This is a genomic window from Micromonospora sp. AB353, from assembly GCF_049538395.1.
In the GTDB taxonomy this organism is placed as follows: Bacteria; Actinomycetota; Actinomycetes; order Mycobacteriales; family Micromonosporaceae; genus Micromonospora; species Micromonospora aurantiaca.
In genome coordinates this window covers 43,269-67,234 of record NZ_JBMVFV010000017.1, presented here as the reverse complement: position 1 = coordinate 67,234, position 23,966 = coordinate 43,269, and the positions used below count along the sequence as shown (strand labels likewise).

The following is a 23,966-nucleotide window of genomic DNA, read 5'->3' as shown; positions in this document are numbered from 1 at the left end:
GGTGACGCAGCCGGTGGCCGGAGGGGTGGCGCGCGACGTGGCGGGCAGTGACACGGCGCCGGGCGGCGCGGACACGATCCAGATCGGGATCGCGGTCGACGTCCCCGAGCCCTGGGGCGGGATGCTCACCCGCCGCCGGGTCGAGGCCGGCGACCCGCTCGCCGTCCCCGCGCACGTCACCCTCCTCGGGCCCACCGAGATCCCGGTACGCGCGCTGCCCGCCGTCGAGGAACACCTGGACCGGGTCGCCGCCGCGCACCTGCCGTTCACGCTGCACCTGCGCGGCACCGGCACGTTCCGCCCGGTGACCCAGGTGGTCTTCGTGGCGGTGGCGGCCGGAATCAGCGAGTGCGAGCTGCTCGCCGCCGCTATCAACTCGGCCCCCGAGCTGCGGCGCGAGCTGCGCTTTCCGTACCACCCGCACGTCACCGTGGCGCAGGACGTGCCGACCGAGGTGCTCGACAAGGCGTACGAGGATCTCGCCGACTTCTCCGCGTTGTTCCAGGTGGACGCGTTCACGCTGTTCTCGCACAGCGGGGCGACCCGGTGGCAGCCCCGCCGCGACTTCCGGCTCGGCGGCCGGAGCTGAACATCCGACCGGCTGGGCCACCTCCGTCACGGGCGGAGATCGGCGAGGATGACGGGGTGAACGTCTTCGGCCGGATCGAGGCGGCGGTCGGGCGCCGCATCGACGCGGCCCGGAGCCGCTCGTCGGTCTTCGACCACGTCTGGCGGGCCGGGACGCTCTACGCCGACCTGCTCGCCGGGCGGCTCGCCGCCGCCATCGCGTACTACGGCTTCTTCGCCGTGTTCGCGCTCGCGCTCGTCGCGTACTGGATCTTCGGCGCGGTGCTGCGCGACAACGAGGAGGTCAGCCGCGGCGCGGCCCACTTCCTGGAGGAGAACCTGCCCTTCCTCGACCCGGCGCAGATCGCTGAGAGCAGCGGCACCGTCGGCGTGGTCGGCCTGGTCATCCTGGTCTTCACCGGCATCGGCTGGGTGGAGGCGATCCGCTCCTCGCAGCGGCTGATGTACGGCTTCAACCAGCAGCCCGGCAACCTGGTGGTGCGGCGGCTGGTCGACCTGGGCGTGCTGGTGGCGGTCTTCGTGCTGCTGTTCGTCTCGGTCGCCGCCGTGGACGCGCTGGAGTCGCTGCTGCGCTTCCTGCTGCGCAGCACCGGCTCGGTGGGCCTGACCACGATCAGCGCGCTGCTGAGCGTGCTCGTCAACGCCGTGCTCGCCGCCGCGCTGCTGCTCGCCGTGCCCCGGCTACGGATGAGCCGGCGCCGGCTGCGCCCGGCGATCCTGACCATCGCCGTCGGGATCACCCTGCTGAACACCGTGGGGCGCTACTACGTGGTACGCACCGAGCGGAACCCCGCGTACACGGTGGTCGCCACCGCCGTGGGCCTGCTGCTCTACCTCTACCTGCTCAACCAGCTGGTGCTCTTCGGCGCGGCGCTCGCCGCGACCAGCCGGTACGGCCGGGTGGTGGACCTGGCCGAGGGCGGCGCCCGGGAGGTCGACGTGGAGGCGGACGTGCTCGACGAGGAGACCGAACCGGGGACACCGGGAGGAGCGGGATGAGCGCGCGGATCCGGATCGACGCCGAGTCGGCGGTGCCGCCGTACGAGCAGGTGCGGGCGCAGTTCGCCGCGCGCATCGGCGACGGGCGGCTGCCGGTGGGCACCCGGCTGCCGGCCGTGCGGCAGCTCGCCGCCGACCTGGGGCTGGCGGTGAACACCGTGGCGCGGGCGTACCGGGAACTGGAGGGCGCCGGGCTGGTGGAGACGCGCGGCCGGCACGGCACGGTGGTGGCCCCCGGCCGGGACGACGCCACCGACCGGCTGCAGCGGGCCGCCGCCGAGTACGCCGCCGAGGCGCGTCGCCTGGGTGTCGCGCCGGAGCGGGCAATCGCGCTGGTCCGTGCGGCGCTGGACGCCGGTACGCGTGGCTGAGCGTGGTCCCCGAAGCGGGGAGAGTCCGATGATTGCGTTCCCCGGTCCGGCAGGCGGCGACCATGATGGGCCGGTGGGCGCACTCGTGACACTGGACCTGCCGGACGACTCCCCGATCCGGGGCCTGCCGTGGATCATCACGTTCGGCCCGCTCGGCGCCGAGGACGACTGGGAGCCGGTGGTCTGCGGCCCGTACGAGCGACAGCACGCGCTGGCGCTCGCCGAGGCGGTGGTGGCCGACGAGCAGCTGATGGCGGTGGTGGAGCCGCTGCTGCCGGCGCTCACGCCGGAGGAGATCCGCGGCGAGATCGCCGCCGCGCAGATCGCCGCCGAGGACGAGGCGGCCGAGATCGACCAGGCGGACCTCTACGGCGACTTCGAGGACGTCATCGACGAGGAGCTGGAACGCGCCGCCGACCGCGAGCCGGAGCCCGAGCCGGCGACGGCACCCGACCGGGAGGAGATCCGGGCCGGGTTCGCCCGGATCGCCGCGCTGCTCACCGCCAAGGGCGGCTGAGAACGCGCTCGCTCCTCGATGGACACCGGCCCCCCGGGAGCGTGCTCCCGAGGGGCCGGGGCCACCTCACCCCCCACCACAAGGGGTCGGCAGCCCAGCCGCCCGTCGGCGCGGGGCACAACGGACGGCCAGGTCGTTGGCGGGTTACCCGGCTCAGCGCCGTTCGAACCACGCAGCCGCGTCCACCGGCAGGACGTACCCGTCGCCCCGCTCGGTGAGGTCGGCGCTGGCGACGAGCGGGCGGCCGTGGCCGCTCACCGTCACGTCGGCGCCGCTGATGTTCACCACGCACGTCACCTCGGCGTCGCCGGCGGTGCGGCGGAACGCGAGTACGCCGGGCTCGGTCTCCAGCCAGGTGATGCCGTCCAGGCCGGCCAGCGCCGGGTGCTCGTGCCGGACGCGCAGCGCGGTCCGGTACAGCTCCAGCGTCGAGCCGGGCGCACCGGCCTGGGCGGCCACCGACAGCTCCCGCCAGGTCGCCGGCGCTGGCAGCCAGCTCAGCTCGCTGCCGTCCGGCCCGAAGCCGTACGGGGGCAGGTCGCCACCCCACGGGATCGGCACCCGGCAACCGTCGCGGCTCTCTCCGGTACGCCGGAACGCCGGATCCTGACGCAGCTCGTCGGGAAGGTCCAGCACCTCCGGCAGGCCCAGTTCCTCGCCCTGGTAGACGTACGCGCAGCCGGGCAGCGCGAACATCAGCAGCGCGGCGGCGCGGGCGCGGCGCAGGCCGACCTCGCCGTCGCCGTACCGGGTGACGTGCCGCTGCCGGTCGTGGTTGGAGAGCACCCAGGTGGTCGGCGCGCCCACGATCGTGGACTCGGCCAGCGCCGTGTCGATCACCTTGCGGAACGAGTCGGCCGACCAGGTGGCGTCGAGGAAGTCGAAGCTGAAGGCCTGGTGCAGCTCGTCCGGGCCGATGTAGCGCGCCAGGCGCTGCGGCGTCTCGGCCCACGCCTCGGCGACAGCCATCCGGCCGCCCGGGTAGCTGTCCAGGATCGGCCGCCAGGCGCGGTAGATGTCGTGTACCTCGTCCTGGTCGAAGTACGGCAGCCGGCCCTTGCCCAGCAGTTCGGACTGACGCTGGCCGGTGGTCATCGAGTTGAAACCGACGTCCGGCAGGCCCTCGGCCTTGATCATTCCGTGCGCCACGTCGATCCGGAAGCCGTCCACGCCCCGGTCCAGCCAGAAGCGCAGCACGTCCTCGAACTCGGCCCGCACCTCCGGGTGACGCCAGTTCAGGTCGGGCTGGGCCGGGTCGAACAGGTGCAGGTACCACTGGCCGTCGACCACGCGCGTCCACGCCGGGCCGCCGAAGATGCTCTCCCAGTCGTTCGGCGGCAGCTCGCCCTGCTCGCCCTTGCCGTCGGCGAACAGGTAGCGCTCACGCTCCGGCGAACCGGGCCCGGCGGCGAGCGCGGCGGTGAACCACGGGTGCGCGCTGGAGGTGTGGTTCGGCACCATGTCGACGATGATCCGCAGGCCGAGCGCGTGCGCGTCGGTGATCATCTCGTCGAAGTCGGTCAGGTTGCCGAACAGCGGGTCGACGTCCCGGTAGTCGGACACGTCGTAGCCGGCGTCGACCTGCGGCGACGTGTAGAACGGCGTCAGCCAGAGCGCGTCCACGCCGAGGTCGCGCAGGTACGGCAGGCGCTGCCGGATGCCCTGGAGGTCACCCACGCCGTCGGCGTTCGCGTCCGCGAAGCTGCGGACGTACACCTGGTAGACGACAGCGGACCGCCACCAGTCGTCGTCGGCGGTGCGAGGGGTGGTGCTGGGGGCGGAGGTCATCGCTGTCGATCCCGTTCTGTGGCGGCTTCTGGTGCGGCGCAGGGTGTCTGAGAAGAATGCCGCCATCAGACTGCAAGAGTCAAGCATTCCTTGCGCAAGAAATGGCAGCCGTCACCCGCGCCGGCCCTCGCGCCGCCTCCCGCATCCCGGGACGCCCGCTCACCCGTACCGCCCGCCCGACCCCGTCGATCATGAGGTTGACGGTCCCCGCTGCCCGATTCGTCCCCGCCAACTTCATGATCGGCCCTGCCCGGGTCCGGGGGCGTTTGGGCGGTGATCAAGGGGTTTGTGTGCGGGAGGGAGATCGACTCCGCCGCAAACTCCTTGATCAACGGGGCGAAGGGGGGCGGGGGAGGCGGGGAGGGGCCGGGGGGGTCAGGCGGGGATGGGGAGGGACGGGGCGGGGCGCTGGCGCTTCGGGGGGTCGGCGGGGCGGGTCACCGCGGTCGAGCCGCGTACCACCAGCTCGGGGCGGAACAGGTACTCGGAGTTCGGGGAGGGGTGGCCGTTGATCTCGTCGACCAGGGCCCGCACCGCCGCCACCGCCATGGCGGCCACCGGCTGGCGCACGGTGGTCAGCGGCGGGTCGGTGAACGCCATCAGCGGGGAGTCGTCGTACCCGACCACGGAGATGTCGCCCGGCACCGACAGCCCGCGCTGGCGGGCCGCCCGGATCGCGCCCAGCGCCATCAGGTCCGAGCCGCAGACGAGCCCGGTCGCGCCGCGCTCGATGAGCCGGCCGGCGGCCGCCTCGCCGCCCTCGACGCCGAACAGCGACAGCTCGGTCAGCTCGGTCAGTTCGTCCTCGGTGATGTCCGTCAGGCGCCCCATCGCGGCCTTGTAGCCGGCGACCTTGCGCTGCACCGGCACGAACCGGTCCGGGCCGGTGATCAGGCCGATCCGGCGGTGCCCGAGCGCGACCAGGTGGGCGACGGCGAGTTCGGCGGACTCCCGGTCGTCGCAGGAGACGAACGGCGCGGGGATGCCGGGCGCGTACCCGTTGATCATGACGATCGGCAGCGGCCGGGCCAGCAGCGTGCGGTAGCGGTCGTGGTCGGCGGCCGTGTCGGCGTGCAGGCCGGAGACGAAGACGATGCCGGAGACCTGGCGGTCCAGCAGCATCTCCACGTACTCGTCCTCGCGGACGCCACCCGGCGTCTGCGTGCAGAGCACCGGCGTGTACCCGGTGGGGGCGAGCGCGGACTCGATGATCTGGGCGAACGCCGGGAAGATCGGGTTGTCCAGCTCCGGCACGACCAGGCCGACCAGTCCGGCGCTGCGCTTGCGCAGCCGGGCCGGTCGTTCGTAGCCGAGCACATCGAGGGCGGTGAGGACGGCCTGCCGGGTCTCGGGGGCCACACCGGGGCGGTCGTTGAGCACCCGCGACACCGTGGCCTCGCTGACTTCAGCCTGTTGGGCGATGTCGGACAGTCGAGCGCGCATGTGCGGCACTTTAGCCCAACGGCAAAGTCTTGCGTACACTTCTGCAAGCCCTTCCATTCTCTGCAACCTCTTGCTAACGTCCCCGCAACATGCGAGAGCAGCGGCGCAGCATCTCGGCGCCGGTCAGCAAGAACTTTCAGAGGTTTCCACTGGTGGGCCGCCCTTCCCCCGGCGGGCCGCCATGACGACAGGAGTACCGATGCGCATCCGTACCGCGGGTGTGGTCGCCGTCCTCGGCCTGGCGCTCGCCGCCTCCGGCTGTGGTGACAGCGGCAGCGACGACAAGCCGGCCGCCGGCGAGTCCGCCAAGGCGACCGGCGGCAAGCTGGTCATCTGGGCCGACGACAAGCGCACGGCCGCCCTCAAGCCGTTCGCCGAGGAGTTCGGCAAGGAGAACGGCGTGACCGTCGAGGTCCAGGCCGTCTCCAAGGACCTGCAGACCAACTTCGTCACCGCCTCGCAGCAGGGCAGCGGCCCGGACGTCGTGGTCGGCGCGCACGACTGGATCGGCAACCTGGTCCAGAACGGCGCCATCGACCCGGTGCAGCTCGCGGCCGAGCAGAAGTCCGGCTTCAACGAGACCGCGATCAAGGCCGTCACGTTCAACGGCCAGCTCTACGGCGTGCCCTACGCCACCGAGAACGTCGCGCTGATCCGCAACACCGAGCTGGCCCCCGAGGCGCCGAAGACGATCGAGGACCTGGTCGCCACCGGCAAGAAGCTCAAGGCCGAGAAGAAGGCCAGCGAGATCCTCTGCCTGCAGTCCGGGCAGAACGGCGACGCGTACCACATCTACCCGCTCTACACCTCGGGCGGCGGCTACCTGTTCGGCACCGCGGCCAACGGCGACTACGACCCGAAGGACCTGGGCGTGGGCAAGCCGGAGTCGATCGCTGCCTTCCAGAAGATCGCCAAGCTGGGTGAGAAGGGCGACGGTGCGCTGAAGCGCTCCATCACCGGCGAGAACTCCATCGCCACCTTCACCGGCAAGAAGTGCGCGTTCCTGGTCTCCGGCCCGTGGGCCGTGGCCGACGCCAAGAAGGCCAACATCTCCTACGACATCTCCCCGGTCCCCGGCTTCGCCGGTGGCAAGGAGGCCCAGCCGTTCGTGGGCGTCCAGGCGTTCTACGTGGCCGCCAAGGGCAAGAACAAGGCCCTGGCCCAGGAGTTCGTCACCAACTACGTGACCAAGCCCGAGCTGGCCGTCGCGCTGTACAAGGCCGAGCCGCGCCCGCCGGCGCTGACCGCCGCCTTCGACCAGGTCAAGGGCGAGGACCCGGACCTGGCGAAGTTCTCCGAGGCCGGCAAGAACGGCCAGGTTCTCCCGGCGATCCCGGCCATGGCCGCGATCTGGGACCCGTTCGGCAAGGCGGAGGCCGCCATCATCGGTGGCGCCGACCCGGCCAAGACGATCACGGCCGCCGGCAAGACCATCCAGGGTCAGATCAAGTAATGAGCGCGCCGCTGTCCGGCCCGGGGTCTGCACCGCAGGCCCCGGGCCGGGAGCCCGTACGCCGTGGGCTCCCGCGCACGTCCCGTACCGCGCGGCAACACGCGCCGATCACCGCGACCGGCCTCGTCGTCAAGGTGGTCCTGCTCGGCCTGGTGGCCGGGATCGCGATCTGGGCGGCCTTCCCGCTCATCGAGGCCGAGCACTGGCTCGCGCTGGGAGTCCTGGCGGTCACCACCGCCGGCCTGTTCTACCTCTACCTGAGCCGCCGGCACATCCCGGCCAAGTACCTGGTCCCCGGCACGCTCTTCCTGATCGCGTTCCAGATCTTCCCGGTGCTCTACACCGCGAGCACCGCGTTCACGAACTTCGGCGACGGCCACCGCGGCAGCAAGGACGACGCGATCGTCGCCGTGCAGACCTCCTCGGTGAAGCAGGTACCCGGCTCGACCGAGTACAACCTCACCATCGCCACCACCGGCGACCCGGCGACCGGCTCGCTGGTCTTCCTGCTCAGCGACCCGAAGACCAAGGATGTCTTCGCCGGCGACGCGGACGGGCTGCGCAAGCTCGACGCCGCCGACGTCGAGGTGAGCAGCCTCAGCGGAAAGATCACCGCCGCGGACGGCTACACCCTGCTGAACATCGGGCAGGCCAGCAGCCGCAGCGACGCCGTCACCGCGCTCATCGTGCCCACCGACGAGGGCGCCATCCGCTCCAACGGCCTGACCCGGGCGTACGAGGGCAAGGCGGCGCGGGCGTACGACGCCGCGTGCGACTGCGTCAAGGACAGCGAGACCGGCAAGACGTGGACCGCCGACGAGAAGGCCGGCTCCTTCATCGCCGCCGACGGCGAGCGCCTCGCTCAGGGCTGGAAGGTCGACGTCGGGCTGAAGAACTTCAGCACCGTGCTCACCGACCCGAACATCTCCGGCCCGTTCTTCGGCACGCTGGCCTGGAACTTCGCGTTCGCGATCGGCTCCACCGGCCTGACGTTCCTGCTCGGCATGGCGATCGCGCTCGCGCTGCACTCACCCCGGATGCGCGGCACCAACTTCTACCGGATCCTGCTGATCCTGCCGTACGCCATGCCGTCGTTCGCCATGCTGCTGATCTGGCGGGACATGTTCAACACCGACTTCGGCCTGCTCAACAACCTGTTCGGGCTGGACGTCGACTGGTTCGGCGGCAACTGGTCGGCGCGGATCGCGGTGCTGCTGGTGCAGTTGTGGCTCGGCTACCCGTACATGTTCCTGGTCGCCACCGGTGCGTTGCAGGCCATCCCGCGGGAGCTGACCGAGGCCACCTCGGTCGACGGCGCGTCGCCCTGGCAGTCGTTCAAGGCGGTCACCCTGCCGCTGCTGCTGGTGGCGCTGTCGCCGCTGCTGATCGCGTCGTTCGCGTACAACTTCAACAACGTCAACGCGATCCTGTTCACCACCGAGGGTGGGCCGTTCGCGCCGGACAACCCGCGTAACGGCGCCACCGACCTGCTGATCACCTACACGTACCGGCTCGCGTTCGGCGCACAGGGCGCCGAGTTCGGCCTGGCCGCCACCGTGTCGATCTTCATCTTCGCGATCGTGGCGACGGTGTCGGCGATCAGCTTCCGGCGGACCCGCAAGCAGGAGGAGGTGTACTCGTGACCACCATCGCGGAGACGCCCGCACCCACCCGCCGGCCGGCCCGTGGCTCGCGCGGCCGCTGGTTCACCCAGGTGGGCTGGCGGCACCTGGTCGGACTGGTGGCGGTGGCGTTCAGCCTCTTCCCGATCCTGTTCGTGATCTCGGCGGCGTTCAACCCGCTCGGCACGCTCTCCTCCACCGAACTGCTGCCGACCGGGGCGTCGCTGGAGAACTTCACGAACCTGTTCGACAACACGGCGTTCGGCCACTGGTTCCTCAACTCGCTGCTGCTGGCGGGCGTGGCCAGCTTCGCGTCGATCTTCCTGTCGTCGCTCGCGGCGTACGCGTTCTCCCGGATGCGTTTCGCCGGGCGCCGGGTCGGCCTGCTCGCGTTGCTGCTGATCCAGATGTTCCCGCAGTTCCTGGCGATCGTGGCGATCTTCCTGATCTTCACCACGCTCACCGACCTCTACCCGGCGATCGGGTTCAACACCCCGTGGGGCCTGTTCCTGCTCTACATGGGTGGCGCGCTCGGCGCGAACACGTGGCTGATGAAGGGCTTCTTCGACACGCTGCCGAAGGAGCTGGACGAGTCGGCGACCATGGACGGTGCGTCGCACGTGCAGGTCTTCTTCCGCATCATGCTGCCGCTGGTGGCGCCGATCCTGGCGGTGACCGGCCTGCTCGCGTTCATCGGGTCGATCAACGAGTTCATCATCGCCAACGTGTTCCTCACCGAGCCCGAGTCGAAGACCCTCGCGGTCGGCATGTTCGGCCTGGTCGCGGGCGAGCGTAACAACAACTTCGGGATGTTCGCGGCGGGCACGCTGCTCACCGCGATCCCGACGGTGCTGGTGTTCCAGCTGCTCCAGCGCTACATCGTCTCCGGACTCACCTCCGGAGCGGTAAAGGGCTGAGCCTCCTCGGCTCACGCTGCGGCAAGGGCGTCGTGTCGGCGTACACCGGAGCGGTTCTCGGGCGGACCGCCGCGGTCGGGTGAACCGACCGCGGCGGGTGCCCGCCCCCTCTCCCTGTCGGTACGACGCGAAAGGCAGCACCATGTCCCTTCAGCCGCACCACGACGGCTCCGCCACCTACGTCCCGGAGCAGGAGCCCGCGCTCGGGCAGACCGTGCCGGTCTTCGTCCGGGTACCGGCCGGAACCGGCGTCTCCCAGGTACACGTGCGCACCACCGGCGACGGCGAGCCGCGCTTCGCCGAGGCACGGATCGACCGCACCGACGGCGGCGACGTGTGGTGGCGGGCCGACGTCGAGGTCCGCAACCCGGTCAGCAACTACCGCTTCCTGCTCGACGGCGAACGCGGCACCCGCTGGCTCAACGCGGCCGGGCTGTCCGGCCACGACGTGCCGGACAACGGCGACTTCAAGCTGGTCAGCTACGCCCCGCCGCCGGCCTGGGCCCGCGACGCGGTGATCTACCAGATCTTCCCGGACCGGTTCGCCCGCTCCGCCGCCGCCGACGGCCGGACCGTGCCGGACTGGGCCATCGGATGCGACTGGGACACCCCGGTCATCGGCCGCGGCCCGGAGACGCCCCGCCAGTTCTACGGCGGCGACCTCGACGGCGTCACCGAGCACCTGGACCACCTGGACCGGCTCGGCGTCAACACCGTCTACCTCACGCCGGTCTTCCCGGCGCGCTCCAACCACAGGTACGACGCGTCGAGCTTCGACACCGTCGACCCGCTGCTCGGCGGCGACGCGGCGCTGGCCCGGCTCGCCGACGCGGTGCACGCCCGGGGCTGGCGGCTGCTCGGCGACATCACCAGCAACCACACCGGCGACGCCCACGACTGGTTCACCGCCGCCGTCTCCGACGTGAACGCGCCGGAACGCGAGCTGTACTACTTCGACCTGCCCGGCTCGGACTACGAGTCGTGGAACGGGGTGAAGTCGTTGCCGAAGCTGAACTGGGGCAGCGCCGAACTGCGCCGCCGGTTCGCCACCGCCGAGGACTCGCTGTTGCGCCGCTGGCTGCGCCCGCCGTACGGGCTGGACGGCTGGCGGGTCGACGTGGCGAACATGACCGGGCGGCGCGGTGCGGACGCGTACACCCACGAGGTGGCGCGGCTGCTGCGCGAGGTGGTCGCCGACACCCGCCCGGACGGGCTGCTGCTCGCCGAGCACGGCCACGACCACACCGGTGACCTGGACCGCGACGGCTGGCACGGGACGATGAACTACGTCGGCTTCACCGACCCGGTCTGGTCCTGGCTGCGCCACGGCGACGACCCGGTGCCGAACTTCCTCGGCACCCCGGGCGGGGTACGGCGGCGCGACGCGGGCGCGGTGCTCGCCACCATGAACACCTACCGGTCGCTGGTGTCGTGGCGCTCGTACACGCACTCGTGGCAGCTGCTCGGCTCGCACGACTCGGCCCGGATCCGCACCGTGGTCGGCGACGCGGCCCGGCAGGAGGTGGCGGCCGGGCTGCTCGCCACCATGCCCGGCACGCCGGTGGTCTTCGCCGGGGACGAGCTGGGCCTGACCGGTACGAACGGGGAGGGCTCGCGTACCCCGATGCCGTGGCACCGGCCGGAGAGCTGGGACCGGCGCACGTTCGAGGCGTACCGGTCGTTGCTGACGCTGCGCCGCGACGAGCCGGCGCTGCGGCACGGCGGCCTGCGGTGGGTGCACGCGGACGCGGACACGCTGGTGTTCCTGCGCGAGGCGCCCACGTCGACGGTGCTGGTGCTGGCACGGCGAGCCGCAGGCACCCCCGTCCACCTGACCGGCGTGGGAGCCGCAGACAACGTCTACGGAGACGCCCCCGCCCTCCACCCCGACGCCGAGGGCACGGTGACCCTCCCCGCTGACGGCCCCACCTTCCAGGTCTGGCGCCTGCGCTGATCCCGCGTCGCCGCCCCGTCGATCTTGCGGCTTCGGCCCGTGTCGCGCGGCTTTAGTCCCGTATGTCCGGGCGGGAACTGCAAGATCGCGGGGAGGGGGGTCACGGTATGACGGCAGGTCGGCGGGGCGACTACTACGAAGCGTCGTTGATGGGAGAGGATGGGTCGCGTGGAAGCTCTTCGACTGATTCTTCTCTACGTCCATCTGATCGGTTTCGCGCTGCTGCTCGGTGGTGGGATCGCCCAGTACGTCTCCGGCCGGCTGCGGATCAACGCGGCCATGCTCTGGGGCGCGATCATCCAGATCCTCACCGGCATCGGGCTGTCCGCTCCGCTGCGTGACGGGGACGAGCCGGCCCCGGCGAAACTTGTTACCAAGTTGGTGCTCGCGCTGCTCATCTTCGTCATGGTCTTCTTCTCCCGTAAGCGGGAGACCGTCAACCGTGGCCATTTCCTCGCGATCGTCGGGTTGACGCTGGTCAACGCGGCCGTCGCGGTGTTCTGGCGTTAGTTCGCCAGCAGTCGGGGAACCTCGGGAAAACGGACGTTCGCGACACCACCGCGCACGCCCACCGGCCGGAGAAGTGACGTGCCCCACCCAAGGGTTACGCCGGGGTAACGGACGCTCAACAGTCGTGCACGATTGTCGGCCGGTGGGTGGGCGCGGGCGTACGCTCCCGTCCGTAACGTGGGACGCCGGCGGCACTCCGCAGGCCGGCGAAGGGCTGCACACCGTGCACGACGCGGTGTGCAAGGGGAAGGAGACGTCTTGCGCTCTGTGCGTGGGATGCGGATCGCCTCCGCCATCGTGGCGGGTGGACTCGTGCTGGGCGCTGCCGCGTGTGGTGAGGCTCCGGACGACGACAACAACGCCGGCGGCGACGGTGGCAAGAAGTTCAGCGCCTGCATGGTGACCGACGTCGGCGGCATCGACGACAAGTCCTTCAACGCCTCGGCCTGGAAGGGCCTCCAGGAGGCGCAGAAGGAGAACGACAAGATCGAGATCAAGAACGTCCAGTCGAAGGCCGAGGCGGACTACGAGGTCAACCTGACCGGGTTCGTCAACCAGAAGTGCGACTTCATCCTGGCCGTCGGTGGCCTGATGTCGGACGCCACCAAGGCCGCGGCGGAGAAGAACCCGAACCAGCAGTTCGGCATCGTCGACGCCAACCCGGGTGTCTCGAACGTCTACCCGATGCAGTTCGACACCGCGCAGGCCGCGTTCCAGGCCGGCTACCTGGCCGCCGGGATGAGCAAGACCGGCAAGGTCGGCGCCTACGGCGGCCTGCCGATCCCGCCGGTCACCATCTTCATGGACGGCTTCGCCGACGGCGTGGCGTACTACAACAAGACCAAGAGCAAGAACGTCCAGGTTCTCGGCTGGGACAAGGCCGCCCAGAAGGGCTCCTTCGCCAACTCGTTCGAGAAGCAGGACGAGGGCAAGAAGGTCTCCGACGCGCTCGTCGCGCAGGGCGCCGACGTCGTGATGCCGGTCGCCGGTGGCGCCGGTCTCGGCACCACCTCCGCGGCCAAGGCCTCGGGCGGCAAGTACTCGGTCGTCTGGGTCGACATCGACGGCTGCGAGAGCACCCCGGACTGCTCGGCGATCCTGACCACTGTCGTCAAGAACATCCCGGAGGCCGTCAAGGAGGCCGTGCTGAAGGCCGCCGGTGGCGAGAAGCTGCAGTCCACCCCCGGCTTCGTGGGCACGCTGGCGAACACCGGCGTCTCGATCGCCCCGTACCACGACTTCGAGAGCAAGGTCCCGGCGGACCTGAAGGCCGAGGTCGACAAGATCAAGGCGGACATCGCCGCGGGCACCATCACCGTCACCTCGAAGGCCCAGCCGACCAAGTGACGGTTCCGCCGGCCGCCGCGGTGCGATCATCGGCAGCGGGGGCCGGCGGACACCAGGTTTGACGATCCGGCCGTCCCGGCGCGACGGGGAAGGTACCCCCAGCGCCGGGGCGGCCGATCAGCTTGACTCCCCCCGACATCCCCACCCGGCGTGGTGGCGGCGCGGCAGGTCGCTACGCTGCACCATCGCTCGCACTCCAGGAGGTTGCGCTGAGACTCGAACTGCGCGGCATCACCAAACGGTTCGGTGATCTGGTCGCCAACGACCACATCGACCTGACGGTGGAGCCTGGAGAGATCCACGCCCTGCTCGGCGAGAACGGCGCCGGCAAGTCGACCCTGATGAACGTCCTCTACGGCCTCTACCAGCCGGACGAGGGCGAGATCCTGGTCGACGGCAAGCCGCTGAAGCTGAAGGGCCCGTCGGACGCGATCGCCGCCGGGATCGGGATGGTGCACCAGCACTTCATGCTGGTGCCGGTCTTCACCGTGGCCGAGAACGTGATGCTCGGCGCCGAGCAGGTCAAGGGGCCCTTCGCCGGGATCCTCGACCGGCGGCGGGCCCGGCGCGAGGTCGCCGAGGTCTCCGAGCGGTACAACCTGCGGGTCGACCCGGACGCGGTGATCGAGGACCTGCCGGTCGGCATCCAGCAGCGGGTGGAGATCGTCAAGGCCCTCACCCGCGACGTCGACCTGCTGATCCTCGACGAGCCCACGGCCGTGCTCACGCCGCAGGAGACCGAGGAACTGCTCACGGTCATGCGGTCGCTCAAGGCCGCCGGCAAGTCGATCGTGTTCATCACCCACAAGCTGGGCGAGGTGAAGGCCATCGCCGACCGGATCACCGTGATCCGGCGCGGCAAGACGGTGGGCACCGCCGAGCCGAGCGCCAGCCGGGACGAGCTGGCCGCGCTGATGGTGGGACGCAGCGTCCGGCTGACCGTGGACAAGAAGCCTGCCACCCCCGGCAAGCCGATCCTGGAGGTCTCCGGCCTGGTCGTGGACGACGACCGGCAGGTACGCGCGGTCGACGGCGTCGACCTGACAGTGCACGCCGGTGAGGTGCTCGGCGTCGCGGGCGTGCAGGGCAACGGCCAGACCGAGCTGATCGAGGCGATCATGGGCCTGCGCCCGGTGCTCGCCGGCACGATCAGCCTCGACGGCGAGCCGACCCACGGCTGGTCGACCAAGAAGGTGCTCCGCGCCGGCGTCGGTTACGTGCCGGAGGACCGCAGCGTCGACGGCCTGGTCAAGGAGTTCTCCGTGGCGGAGAACCTGGTGCTGGACATCTACGACCGGCCGCCGTTCGGCAGGGGCCTGTCGCTCAAGCCCGACGCCATCGCGAAGTCGGCCCGGGAGCGGATCGAGCAGTTCGACGTCCGTACCTCCTCGGCCGACGCGGCGGTCGGCACGCTCTCCGGCGGCAACCAGCAGAAGGTGATCGTGGCCCGGGAGCTGTCCCGGCCGCTGAAGCTCTTCATCGCCGCGCAGCCCACCCGGGGCGTGGACGTCGGCTCGATCGAGTTCATCCACAGCCGGGTCATCCGCGAGCGGGACATCGGCACCGCGGTCATGGTGGTCTCCAGCGAACTGGACGAGGTGATCGGCCTGGCCGACCGGATCGCGGTCATGTACCGCGGCCGGATCATCGGCATCGTCGGCCCGGACACCCCGCGCGAGGAGATCGGCCTGCTGATGGCCGGCATCACCCCGGACGCCGCCACCCCGGACGCCGCCACCGCGACCGAGGACGGCCCTGGCAACGAGGACGAGGCATGACCAACCCGAACCCCGTCTCGGGCTCACCGGACAAGGAGCCGGCGACCGAGGCGCAGGAGTCGCTGAGCGAGGCCCGGGCGACGCCGACGCAGCCGGCCGGTGACACCGAGCAGACGGTGCCCGCCACCGCGACCGCGAAGAAGCCGGAACCGGCCGGGGAGTCCCGTCCCGGCATGGGCCGGATGTTCCTGGACAACCTCTGGGCGGCGAACACGTTCACCGTGACGGTGCTCGCGGTGCTGCTGGCCATGGTGGTCGGCGCGGTGCTGATCATCGTGTCCGACCCGGAGGTGCTCGCCACCTACAGCTACATCACGGCCCGTCCCACCGACGCGCTGAACGCCAGCTGGACTGTGGTCAGCGAGGCGTACGCGAACCTGTTCAAGGGCGCGATCTTCGACCCGGACGCGGTCGGCTTCACCGCCGCCATGAGCCCGATCTCGGAGACGCTCACCTACGCCGCGCCGCTCGTCTTCACCGGCCTGTCGGTGGCGCTGGCCTTCCGCGGCGGCCTGTTCAACATCGGCGCCCAGGGCCAGGCCACGATCGCCGTCATCCTGGCCGCCGTGGCCGGCTTCGCGCTTCCGCTGCCGCCCGTCGTGCACCTGCTGGTGGCGCTGATCGCCGGCGCGCTCGGCGGCGCGCTCTGGGGCTTCATCCCCGGCATCCTCAAGGCACGGGCCGGCGCGCACGAGGTGATCAACACGATCATGCTCAACTACGTGGCGGTCTACTTCCTGTCCTGGATCATCGTCCAGAACGGGGTGCAGAACCCGAACCGGGCGGACGCGATCAGCAAGCCGGTCGAGTCCTCCGCGCAGCTGCCCCGCCTGCTCGGCGACGACCTGCGGGTGCACGCCGGCATCCTGCTCGCGGTGGCGGCCACCTGGTTCATCGCCTGGCTGCTCAACCGCTCCACGCTCGGCTTCGAGCTGCGGGCCGTGGGCGCGAACCCGGACGCGGCCCGGACCGCCGGCATCAGCGTGACGAAGACGTACGTGCTGGTGATGGTGTTCGCGGGCATGCTGGCCGGTCTCGGCGGCTCGACCATGGTGCTCGGCACCACCGCCACCGCGCTGACCCCGCTGGTGATCGCGCAGATCGGCTTCGACGGCATCCTGGTCGCGCTGCTCGGCCGCGTGAAGCCGTGGGGCGTGCTGCTGGCCGCGCTGCTGTTCGGCGCGCTCCAGGCCGGCGGCAACCGGATGCAGTCGTACTCCGGCATCTCGCTGGAACTGGTCACCGTGCTCCAGGCGCTCATCGTCATCTTCATCGCCGCGCCTGCCCTGGTGAAGACGATCTTCCAGCTCCGGGCGGCCCGCGCCGCCCGGTTGCAGACGAGCCTCGCGAAGGGCTGGTGAGCATGTCCACCACCGCTGTCCCCGAGGTCGCCGTTACCGCGGTCGACGAGGGTTTCTGGACCCGTAACCGGAAGATCGGCGCGGTCCTGCTGGCGCTCGGTGTGCTCGCGGCGGTGCTGTTCGGCGCGCTCGCGACCGACCAGCACGCGCGGTTCACGCTCAGCGAGACCGAGGGCGGGGCCGCCCTGGAGATCAACGGTACGGTCGGCGCGATCCTGTTCGGGCTGATCACCGCCGCGGCCGGAGGCGCGCTGCTGGCCGGTGTGCCGAAGCGCTGGTTCACGCTGCTGCTCGGCGCCGGGCTGGTCGCCTTCGTGCTGAGCTTCCTGTGCTGGCAGGTCTCGGCCGCGCCCGAGGGCCGCAACTTCATGCCGCTGGTGAACGTCGTCCGCGGCACGTTCATCCTGGCCCTGCCGCTGATCTTCGGCGCGCTCGCCGGTGTGCTCTGCGAGCGTTCCGGCGTGGTGAACGTGGCGATCGAGGGCCAGCTCCTGATGGGCGCCTTCTCCGGCGCGCTGTTCGGCAGCATGTCCGGCAGCGTCTGGGTGGGCCTGGTGGCCGCCGCCATCGGTGGCGCGTTCATCTCGTTCCTGCTGGCCGTGTTCTCCATCCGCTACCTGGTCGACCAGGTGGTCATGGGCATCGTGCTCAACCTGCTGGCGGTCGGCATCACCGGCTTCCTGTACGAGCGGCTGATGCAGACCGACGCGGCGAAGTACAACAGCGCTCCCCGGTTCGGCAACTGGGAGATCCCGCTGCTGTCCGACATCCCGCTGATCGGCCCGGCGTTGTTCCGGGGCAACATCTTCCTCTACGTCGGCCTGCTGCTGGTGCTCGTCATCCACCTGGCGTTGTTCCGTACCCGGTGGGGCCTGCGGACCCGCTCGGTCGGCGAGCACCCGACCGCCGCGGACACGCTGGGCGTGAAGGTGCTGCGGCTGCGCTACCGCAACGTGATCCTGGCCGGTCTGGTGGCGGGTGTCGGCGGCGCCTCGTACACGCTGGCGCTCTACTCGTTCACCAAGAACATGATCGGCGGTAAGGGCTTCATCGCCCTGGCCGCGCTGATCTTCGGCCGGTGGAGCCCGACCGGCGCGTTGCTGGCGGCGCTGTTCTTCGGCTTCGCCGACCAGCTCGCCACCTACCTGGGCGCGATCGGCAGCAGCATCCCGAGCCAGTTCCTGGCGATGCTGCCGTACCTGGCGACGATCCTGGCCGTGGCCGGGCTGGTGGGCAAGGTCCGGGCGCCGGCCGCCGACGGCAAGCCGTACATCAAGGGCTGACCGCCCGCCGCGACACCGTGCCCGGCGGGGCGACCCGCCGGGCATCGTCGTCTCCGGCCGCACCCGCGACCGATCGGCGTTGAATGGGCAGAATGGGGGTTGTGATGGAGATCGACTGGGATCGGCTGCGTACCGCCGCCACCGAGGTCATGCGGCACGCCTACGTGCCGTACTCGAAGTTCCCGGTGGGTGCCGCCGCGCTCGTCGACGACGGCCGGGTCGTGGTCGGCTGCAACGTGGAGAACGCCGGCTACGGCGTCACGCTCTGCGCCGAGTGCGGCGTGGTCTCGCAACTGCACGCGACCGGCGGGGGCCGGATCGTGGCGCTGTCCTGCGTCGACGCCACCGGTGAGCCGCTGATGCCGTGCGGCAGGTGCCGGCAGCTGCTCTGGGAGCAGGGCGGGCCGGAGTGCCTGGTCGAGGCGAAGGGCGGACCGCTGCGGATGGCGGAGCTGCTGCCGCACGCCTTCGACGTGGCCGACATCGAGGCGGTGACCGGTGAGCATCCGGTGCCCGTGGTGCCGGACCGGCTGGCCGCCTGGCGGGGCCGGGGCACCGTGTTCGTGCACCCCGACCTGTCGGCCGGGCAGCAGGTCTGGACGACGTACTGGGAGCGGTCGTCGGGGGAGACCACTGACGCCGAGACCGGCGTGCTGGAGGAGGGGTCGACCTGGGACGACCCGGCCGAGGCGATCGAGTGGGGGCTGGCGCGGACACCGCGCGTGGTCGTGGTGGACGCTTCGGGGACGATCTTCTGGGCTGGTGAGGGTGAGCCTCCGACGGAGATTCCGTCCCGTTGGGGTGGTTGAGGTGGGGGAATCGGGCCGACCGTGCCCGGCTCCGGGCGGTCAGGCTTGATCCCTCCGCCGGTCACGGTCGGCCCGATTCCTCGACGGTCACCGTTCGCGGGGTTGCCGCGACCAAGCGCGATTACTGATTGGATCTTGTAAGTGAGTGCTTTCACGGCGGTTGACGTCATCCGGGCCAAGCGGGACGGGGGTGTGCTGAGCGACGGGCAGATCGACTGGGTGGTCGACGCGTACACCAAGGGTCTGGTCGCCGACGAGCAGATGTCGGCGCTGGCCATGGCGATCCTGCTGCGCGGCATGACCGCGCCGGAGATCGCCCGGTGGACCGCCGCCATGATCGCCAGCGGCGAGCGGCTCGACCTGTCGCCGGTGTCCCGGCCGACTGTGGACAAGCACTCCACCGGCGGCGTCGGTGACAAGATCACCCTGCCGCTGACCCCGCTGGTGGCCGCGTGCGGCGCGGCGGTGCCGCAGCTGTCCGGCCGGGGCCTGGGCCACACCGGCGGCACGCTGGACAAGCTGGAGTCGATCCCGGGCTGGCGGGCGGCGCTCACCAACGACGAGTTCATCGCCCAGCTCCGCGACGTGGGCGCGGTGATCTGCGCGGCCGGTGACGGGCTCGCCCCGGCCGACCGCAAGCTGTACGCGCTGCGCGACGTCACCGGCACGGTCGAGGCGATCCCGCTGATCGCCAGCTCGATCATGAGCAAGAAGATCGCCGAGGGGACCGGCGCGCTGGTGCTCGACGTGAAGGTCGGCTCCGGCGCGTTCATGAAGAACGTCGACGACGCCCGCGAGCTGGCCCGCACCATGGTCGAGCTGGGCGGCGCGCACGGCGTCCGGACGGTCGCCCTGCTCACCGACATGTCCACCCCGCTCGGCCTGGCCGTCGGCAACGCGGTCGAGGTGACCGAGTCGGTGGAGGTGCTCGCCGGCGGCGGTCCGGCCGACGTGGTGGAGCTGACGCTGGCACTGGCCCGGGAGATGCTCGACGCGGCCGGCCTGCCGGACGCCGACCCGGAGGCGGCACTGCGGGACGGCCGGGCGATGGACTCCTGGCGCACGATGATCCGGGCGCAGGGCGGTGACCCGGACGCCCCGATGCCCACCGCGAACGAGGTCGAGCTGGTCACCGCGACCGAGGACGGCTGGGTCGCCGAGGTCGACGCGTACGCGATCGGGGTGGCCGCATGGCGGCTCGGCGCGGGCCGGGCCCGCAAGGAGGACCCGGTGAGCATCCCGGCCGGCGTGGTGCTGCACAAGCGACGCGGTGACCGGGTACGTGTCGGCGACCCGCTGTTCGAGCTGCGGGCCGAGCACGCCGAGCGGATGCCCGCCGCGCTGGACGAGGCGCGCCGCGCGGTGCGGGTGGCGCCGGACGCGCCGGACGCGACGCCGCTGGTCGTCGAGCGGATCGGCTGACCGGGGACGGCCATGGTGCCGGCCCGGCGGGAGCCGCTATCCTCCCAGGCCAGGGGGGATCGGCCGGCGACGAGCCGAGGTGAGCAGACAGGGGCTTGACCGTGCGCGTACCCGCTCCCGATCCCCGGGCCGTCCGGGAGGCGAGCCTGGACGAGTTGTCCCGGCTGGGCCTTCCGTTGCCGCCGCCGCAGTTCCCGCTGGTGTGGGAGCCGGGCGACGAGATCGAGCTACGTCCGACCCCGGAGATCGAGGCCCGGATCGCGGTGCTGCACGTGATCCTGGCCCGCTGCTTCGGGATGCCCGCGCAGGCGGCGATGGGCTGGCTGCTGGAGTCGCACCTGGTCGACTCGGTGACGCCGCCGGAGTGGCAGTTCGTGATGGGCGGCCGGGGCGACCACAGGTCGTTCGTGCTGCACCACGACGCGCTGTTCTCGCTGGCCTGGGTGCTCGGGCTGGCGAAGGAGCTGGACCCGACGGTGCCGGTGGACGAGCGGCTGGTCGAGCGGATGCCGAACCTGGTGGCGGGGGAGACGTTCGGCCAGTGGCGGGCCCGGATCCTGGCGGCGCCGCAGCATCCCGGTGACGCCGCGGCGCTGCTGGATCTGCACTACTGCCTCGACTGGGCGTACCTGGAGACGGAGAAGGCCGGGCGCGCGCTGCCGGGCCTGGTGGACGCCAACGCGATCGGGCAGCGCCGGTGGGCGCTGGAGTGGGCGGTGGTGCTGCGCGGGCCGTACCACGACGAGCCGCCGGGCTGGGAAGAGGTCGACCTCTCCACCTGAGCCGGGTCAGCGCGGGCGGTGCACGCCGAGCCGGACGGAGAGCGTGACCGGCACCGGCTCGGGCAGCGCGGCGACGCGTGCGGCGAGCCGTTGCGGGTCGGCGTGCCAGGCGCTCGGTCCCATCCCGACGAGTGTGGTGACCTCGGCGCGGGTCAGCGCGAGCCGGGCCCGGTGCCCGGTCGCGGACTCCTCGGCGAAGTGGGCGCCGAGGCTGCCGGCGACCCGGTCGGCCTTGTCCGGGTCCACCCGCAGCAGGTCCAGCGCGTCGACGAGTTCGGTCAGGTGGTCGGCGGCCGGGGTGACCACCAGCAGCGCGCCGCCCGGGTCGAGCACCCGGTGGAACTCCGGGCCGTTGCGGGGCGCGAACACGTTCAGCAGCACGGCGGTGGACCGGTCGGCCAGGGGCAGCCGCTGCCAGGTGTCGGCCAGCGCGGCGGCGGCCCGCGGGTGCGCCCGGGCCGCGCGGCGCAGCGCCGGCTTGGAGACGTCCAGGGCCAGGCCGGCGGCGTCCGGCAGCGCCGCCAGCACCGCCGCGAGGTAATGCCCGGTCCCGGCGCCGGCATCGACCACCAGGGGGTACGGGTCGACGTCCGCGACGCGGACCGCTGTGGTCGCCAGCGCGGCGGCGACGGCGTCGTAGTGACCGGCGGCGAGGAAGCCGGCGCGGGCGGCGACCATCTCGGCGTTGTCCCCGGAGTGCGGGGCGCGGCCGGCGAGCAGGTTCACGTACCCCTGCCGGGCGATGTCGAAGCTGTGCCCGCGCGGGCAGCGCAGCGCGCGTGCGGTGCCGGCGGTGGTCGCGGTGAGCGGCTCGGCGCAGACCGGGCAGCGTAGCCGGGCGAGGACGCGGTCGTCCACGGCTCAGTCCTCCGTCGCCGGTCGGCCGGTGAGGTGGTCGATCACCCGCTGGCTGAGCGTGCCGAGTGCGGCCACCTCGGCCGGGGTGAGCCGGTCGATCAGGTGCCGGCGGACGGCCGCGACGTGCCCGGGTGCGGCGGCCTCGACGGCCCGGCGCCCGGCCGGGGTGAGCACGACGACCGAGCCGCGGCCGTCGGTGGCGCACTCCTCCCGGGTGACCAGGCCGCGTTGCTGCATGCGGGAGATGTGGTGGGACAGGCGGCTGCGGGACCAGAGCATGCGATCGGCCAGTTCGCTGAGCCGTAGCCGCTGCTCCGGGGTCTCGGAGAGGTCGCTCAGGACGTCGTAGTCGGGCTCGGAGAGGCCGGCGTCCTGCATCAGTTCCCGGGCCAGTTCCAGGTCGAGCAGGCGGCGCATGCGGCGGTAGCCGCGCCAGGCGCGGTCCTCCTGCTCGTCCAGCCAGCGCGGTTCGTCCACGGACCGATCCTACCGGTGTTGTTGACATGTCACCAAGTTGCGGTCTAGGTTGATGACATGTCAACCAAACTGCCGTCCCGGCTGGTACGGCTGTTCGCCGGCCTGGCCCTGTTCGGCGTCAGCGTCGCGCTGATGGTCCGCGCCGACCTCGGGCTCGCGTCCTGGGACGTGCTGCACCAGGGCCTCGCCGACCGCACCGGCCTGCCGATGGGCCTGCTGGTCAACGGCGTGGCGCTGCTGGTGCTGCTGCTGTGGATCCCGCTGCGGCAGCGCCCGGGCGTCGGGACCGTGGCGAACGTCGCGCTCGTCGGCCTGGCCCTCGACGCGACGCTGGCGCTCCTGCCGCCGGTCGCCCCGCTCGCCGGCCGGATCGGCCTGCTGGTCGCGGGCGTCCTGCTCAACGGCCTCGCCACAGCGCTCTACCTCGGCGCCCGCCTCGGCCCCGGCCCGCGGGACGGGCTGATGACCGGCCTGGCCGCCCGCGGCCTGCCGCTCGGCCCGGCCCGCACCGCGATCGAGGTGACGGTGCTGGCCGTCGGCTGGCTGCTCGGCGGCGTGGTCGGCCCCGGCACCCTGCTCTACGCGATCGGCATCGGGCCGATCGTCGCCTGGTTCGTGCCCCGGCTCACCGCCCCGGCCGCCGTCCCGACAGGAGTGACCTCACCATGCCCCGCCTGACCGTCGTCGTCGCCAGCACCCGCCCCGGCCGCGTCGGCCGGCGCATCGGTGACTGGTTCACCGCCGCCGCCGTCCGCCACGCCGGCTTCGACGAGGTACGCCTCCTCGACCTGGCCGAGGTCGGGCTGCCCTTCCACGACGAGCCGCACCACCCGTCCGAGCGGGTCTACCTGCACGAGCACACCCGCGCCTGGAGCGCCGAGATCGACGCCGCGGACGCCTTCGTCCTGGTCATGCCGGAGTACAACTACGGCTTCAGCGCGCCGCTGAAGAACGCGATCGACTACCTCTACCACGAGTGGCAGCACAAGCCGGTGGGTTTCGTCAGCTACGGCATGACCTCCGGGGGCCTGCGCGCGGTGCAGATGATCAAGCAGGTGGTGACCACGCTGAACATGACACCGGTCAACGACCAGGTGGTCGTCTTCCTGCGGCAGGCGCTGGACGAGGCGGGCGAGCTGCGACCCGACCCCGGCCGCGAGGAGGCCGCCGTGCTCATGCTCGACCAGCTCGCCCGGCTGGCCGCCGCGCTCGCGCCGCTGCGGGTTGCCGCATGAGCGCGCGGCTCTGGGAGCTGTTCGGCGAGCGCGGGCGCGGGGTGCTCGCCACGCTGCGCCGGGACGGCCGGCCCCAGCTGTCCAACCTCGACTACCTGGCCGAGCTGGGCCTGATCCGCTGCTCCACCACCGGCGACCGGGCCAAGGTGCGCAACCTGCGCCGCGATCCCCGGGCGAGCTTCCACGTGACCACCACCGACGGCGGGGCGTACGCGGTCGCCGAGGGCACCGTGACGCTCACCCCGCCCGCCGTGGCCACCGACGACGCGACGGTCGACGAACTGGTCGAGGTCTACCGGCGGATCCGCGGCGAACACCCGGACTGGGCCGACTACCGGGCCGCCATGGTCGCCGACGGGCGGGTGGTCCTGCGGCTCGCGGTGGAGCGGGTGTACGGCTGGCGACCCTGACCGCCCCGGTCCACCGCCGCGCCCGTACCGGGGGTGACTAGG

The 23,966-nt window shown here is 71.7% G+C and carries 23 protein-coding genes; 19 read left to right on the top strand and 4 right to left on the bottom strand.

Going from position 1 to position 23,966, the window contains the following annotated elements:
• Window position 1 precedes the first annotated feature (1 nt).
• The 4 genes from ACPCK6_RS10805 to ACPCK6_RS10790 all read left to right on the top strand — a co-directional run bounded on the left by ACPCK6_RS10805 (window position 2) and on the right by ACPCK6_RS10790 (window position 2,475).
• A complete protein-coding gene (locus ACPCK6_RS10805; protein WP_396879876.1) occupies window positions 2-589 on the top strand; it encodes a 2'-5' RNA ligase family protein in 588 nt (195 codons plus the stop codon).
• Between the two features lie 56 nt (window positions 590-645).
• Entirely contained in the window at window positions 646-1,587 is a 942-nt protein-coding gene (locus ACPCK6_RS10800; protein ID WP_318332317.1) for a YhjD/YihY/BrkB family envelope integrity protein, read from the top strand.
• Window positions 1,584-1,958 carry a GntR family transcriptional regulator gene (locus ACPCK6_RS10795; RefSeq protein WP_318332318.1) on the top strand — a complete coding sequence of 125 codons (375 nt, stop codon included), beginning with the start codon at window positions 1,584-1,586 and terminating at the stop codon, window positions 1,956-1,958. The genes ACPCK6_RS10800 and ACPCK6_RS10795 overlap by 4 nt, the downstream gene beginning before the upstream one ends.
• A gap of 73 nt (window positions 1,959-2,031) precedes the next feature.
• Entirely contained in the window at window positions 2,032-2,475 is a 444-nt protein-coding gene (locus ACPCK6_RS10790; protein ID WP_396879877.1) for a hypothetical protein, read from the top strand.
• 153 nt (window positions 2,476-2,628) lie between these two features.
• Here ACPCK6_RS10790 and ACPCK6_RS10785 read toward each other — a convergent pair whose 3' ends face one another.
• Together ACPCK6_RS10785 and ACPCK6_RS10780 are read right to left on the bottom strand one after the other, a co-directional pair.
• Window positions 2,629-4,263 (bottom strand): glycoside hydrolase family 13 protein, encoded by a 1,635-nt coding sequence (locus ACPCK6_RS10785; protein WP_135243260.1) that lies wholly within the window; start codon window positions 4,261-4,263, stop codon window positions 2,629-2,631.
• A gap of 375 nt (window positions 4,264-4,638) precedes the next feature.
• Window positions 4,639-5,706 carry a LacI family DNA-binding transcriptional regulator gene (locus ACPCK6_RS10780; RefSeq protein WP_318332320.1) on the bottom strand — a complete coding sequence of 356 codons (1,068 nt, stop codon included), beginning with the start codon at window positions 5,704-5,706 and terminating at the stop codon, window positions 4,639-4,641.
• A gap of 199 nt (window positions 5,707-5,905) precedes the next feature.
• Here ACPCK6_RS10780 and ACPCK6_RS10775 point away from each other — a divergent pair, with 199 nt between their 5' ends.
• The 12 genes from ACPCK6_RS10775 to ACPCK6_RS10720 all read left to right on the top strand — a co-directional run bounded on the left by ACPCK6_RS10775 (window position 5,906) and on the right by ACPCK6_RS10720 (window position 20,944).
• The gene (locus ACPCK6_RS10775) at window positions 5,906-7,159 is read left to right on the top strand and encodes a sugar ABC transporter substrate-binding protein (protein WP_396879878.1); all 1,254 of its coding nucleotides are present in this window, start codon (window positions 5,906-5,908) and stop codon (window positions 7,157-7,159) included.
• Window positions 7,159-8,802 (top strand): ABC transporter permease subunit, encoded by a 1,644-nt coding sequence (locus tag ACPCK6_RS10770; protein ID WP_423481012.1) that lies wholly within the window; start codon window positions 7,159-7,161, stop codon window positions 8,800-8,802. Before ACPCK6_RS10775 ends, ACPCK6_RS10770 begins: the two co-directional genes overlap by 1 nt.
• On the top strand, window positions 8,799-9,698 hold the full coding sequence (locus ACPCK6_RS10765; protein WP_396879880.1) for a sugar ABC transporter permease: 900 nt from the start codon (window positions 8,799-8,801) through the stop codon (window positions 9,696-9,698). Before ACPCK6_RS10770 ends, ACPCK6_RS10765 begins: the two co-directional genes overlap by 4 nt.
• A gap of 142 nt (window positions 9,699-9,840) precedes the next feature.
• Window positions 9,841-11,652 (top strand): glycoside hydrolase family 13 protein, encoded by a 1,812-nt coding sequence (locus ACPCK6_RS10760; protein ID WP_396879881.1) that lies wholly within the window; start codon window positions 9,841-9,843, stop codon window positions 11,650-11,652.
• A gap of 168 nt (window positions 11,653-11,820) precedes the next feature.
• Window positions 11,821-12,162 (top strand): hypothetical protein, encoded by a 342-nt coding sequence (locus ACPCK6_RS10755; protein WP_396879882.1) that lies wholly within the window; start codon window positions 11,821-11,823, stop codon window positions 12,160-12,162.
• A gap of 276 nt (window positions 12,163-12,438) precedes the next feature.
• Window positions 12,439-13,509 (top strand): BMP family lipoprotein, encoded by a 1,071-nt coding sequence (locus ACPCK6_RS10750; protein ID WP_194798958.1) that lies wholly within the window; start codon window positions 12,439-12,441, stop codon window positions 13,507-13,509.
• Window positions 13,510-13,631: 122 nt separating this feature from the next.
• A complete protein-coding gene (locus tag ACPCK6_RS10745; protein WP_423481011.1) occupies window positions 13,632-15,287 on the top strand; it encodes an ABC transporter ATP-binding protein in 1,656 nt (551 codons plus the stop codon).
• A 173-nt stretch (window positions 15,288-15,460) separates the two neighbouring features.
• The gene (locus ACPCK6_RS10740) at window positions 15,461-16,648 is read left to right on the top strand and encodes an ABC transporter permease (protein WP_396880391.1); all 1,188 of its coding nucleotides are present in this window, start codon (window positions 15,461-15,463) and stop codon (window positions 16,646-16,648) included.
• A 2-nt stretch (window positions 16,649-16,650) separates the two neighbouring features.
• Window positions 16,651-17,931: an ABC transporter permease gene (locus ACPCK6_RS10735; protein ID WP_135243268.1), complete on the top strand. Its 1,281-nt coding sequence runs from the start codon at window positions 16,651-16,653 to the stop codon at window positions 17,929-17,931.
• Window positions 17,932-18,023: 92 nt separating this feature from the next.
• Window positions 18,024-18,740, top strand: coding sequence for a cytidine deaminase (locus ACPCK6_RS10730; protein WP_396879883.1), 717 nt, complete (start codon window positions 18,024-18,026; stop codon window positions 18,738-18,740).
• A 141-nt stretch (window positions 18,741-18,881) separates the two neighbouring features.
• Window positions 18,882-20,162, top strand: a complete 1,281-nt coding sequence (locus tag ACPCK6_RS10725; RefSeq protein WP_396879884.1) for a thymidine phosphorylase — start codon at window positions 18,882-18,884, stop codon at window positions 20,160-20,162.
• A 101-nt stretch (window positions 20,163-20,263) separates the two neighbouring features.
• Window positions 20,264-20,944: a DUF4272 domain-containing protein gene (locus ACPCK6_RS10720; protein WP_396879885.1), complete on the top strand. Its 681-nt coding sequence runs from the start codon at window positions 20,264-20,266 to the stop codon at window positions 20,942-20,944.
• A 6-nt stretch (window positions 20,945-20,950) separates the two neighbouring features.
• Here the strand turns inward: ACPCK6_RS10720 and ACPCK6_RS10715 are convergent, their stop codons facing one another.
• Both ACPCK6_RS10715 and ACPCK6_RS10710 read right to left on the bottom strand, forming a co-directional pair.
• Window positions 20,951-21,802: a putative RNA methyltransferase gene (locus ACPCK6_RS10715; RefSeq protein WP_423481010.1), complete on the bottom strand. Its 852-nt coding sequence runs from the start codon at window positions 21,800-21,802 to the stop codon at window positions 20,951-20,953.
• Window positions 21,803-21,805: 3 nt separating this feature from the next.
• Entirely contained in the window at window positions 21,806-22,279 is a 474-nt protein-coding gene (locus tag ACPCK6_RS10710) for a MarR family winged helix-turn-helix transcriptional regulator (RefSeq protein ID WP_423481009.1), read from the bottom strand.
• Window positions 22,280-22,336: 57 nt separating this feature from the next.
• On the opposite strand from ACPCK6_RS10710, the gene yczE reads away from it, so the two are divergent.
• Genes yczE through ACPCK6_RS10695 form a run of 3 tightly spaced genes read left to right on the top strand, consistent with a single transcriptional unit; the run spans window position 22,337 to window position 23,924 of the window.
• Entirely contained in the window at window positions 22,337-22,957 is a 621-nt protein-coding gene (gene yczE / locus ACPCK6_RS10705; RefSeq protein ID WP_396879888.1) for a membrane protein YczE, read from the top strand.
• Window positions 22,945-23,514 carry an NADPH-dependent FMN reductase gene (locus tag ACPCK6_RS10700; RefSeq protein WP_423481008.1) on the top strand — a complete coding sequence of 190 codons (570 nt, stop codon included), beginning with the start codon at window positions 22,945-22,947 and terminating at the stop codon, window positions 23,512-23,514. The genes yczE and ACPCK6_RS10700 overlap by 13 nt, the downstream gene beginning before the upstream one ends.
• Window positions 23,511-23,924 (top strand): PPOX class F420-dependent oxidoreductase, encoded by a 414-nt coding sequence (locus ACPCK6_RS10695; RefSeq protein WP_423481007.1) that lies wholly within the window; start codon window positions 23,511-23,513, stop codon window positions 23,922-23,924. Before ACPCK6_RS10700 ends, ACPCK6_RS10695 begins: the two co-directional genes overlap by 4 nt.
• The last annotated feature ends 42 nt before the right edge of the window (window positions 23,925-23,966 follow it).

Excerpts from the sequence above, each read along its gene's own strand:
- ACPCK6_RS10780 (WP_318332320.1), bottom strand. The coding sequence starts at position 5,706 with ATGCGCGCTCGACTGTCCGACATCGCCCAACAGGCTGAAGTCAGCGAG.
- ACPCK6_RS10795 (WP_318332318.1), top strand. The coding sequence starts at position 1,584 with ATGAGCGCGCGGATCCGGATCGACGCCGAGTCGGCGGTGCCGCCGTAC.
- ACPCK6_RS10760 (WP_396879881.1), top strand. The coding sequence starts at position 9,841 with ATGTCCCTTCAGCCGCACCACGACGGCTCCGCCACCTACGTCCCGGAG.
- ACPCK6_RS10740 (WP_396880391.1), top strand. The coding sequence starts at position 15,461 with ATGGGCCGGATGTTCCTGGACAACCTCTGGGCGGCGAACACGTTCACC.
- ACPCK6_RS10750 (WP_194798958.1), top strand. The coding sequence starts at position 12,439 with ATGCGGATCGCCTCCGCCATCGTGGCGGGTGGACTCGTGCTGGGCGCT.
- ACPCK6_RS10695 (WP_423481007.1), top strand. The coding sequence starts at position 23,511 with ATGAGCGCGCGGCTCTGGGAGCTGTTCGGCGAGCGCGGGCGCGGGGTG.
- ACPCK6_RS10785 (WP_135243260.1), bottom strand. The coding sequence starts at position 4,263 with ATGACCTCCGCCCCCAGCACCACCCCTCGCACCGCCGACGACGACTGG.
- ACPCK6_RS10700 (WP_423481008.1), top strand. The coding sequence starts at position 22,945 with ATGCCCCGCCTGACCGTCGTCGTCGCCAGCACCCGCCCCGGCCGCGTC.
- ACPCK6_RS10770 (WP_423481012.1), top strand. The coding sequence starts at position 7,159 with ATGAGCGCGCCGCTGTCCGGCCCGGGGTCTGCACCGCAGGCCCCGGGC.
- ACPCK6_RS10735 (WP_135243268.1), top strand. The coding sequence starts at position 16,651 with ATGTCCACCACCGCTGTCCCCGAGGTCGCCGTTACCGCGGTCGACGAG.
- yczE (WP_396879888.1), top strand. The coding sequence starts at position 22,337 with ATGTCAACCAAACTGCCGTCCCGGCTGGTACGGCTGTTCGCCGGCCTG.
- ACPCK6_RS10775 (WP_396879878.1), top strand. The coding sequence starts at position 5,906 with ATGCGCATCCGTACCGCGGGTGTGGTCGCCGTCCTCGGCCTGGCGCTC.
- ACPCK6_RS10730 (WP_396879883.1), top strand. The coding sequence starts at position 18,024 with ATGGGGGTTGTGATGGAGATCGACTGGGATCGGCTGCGTACCGCCGCC.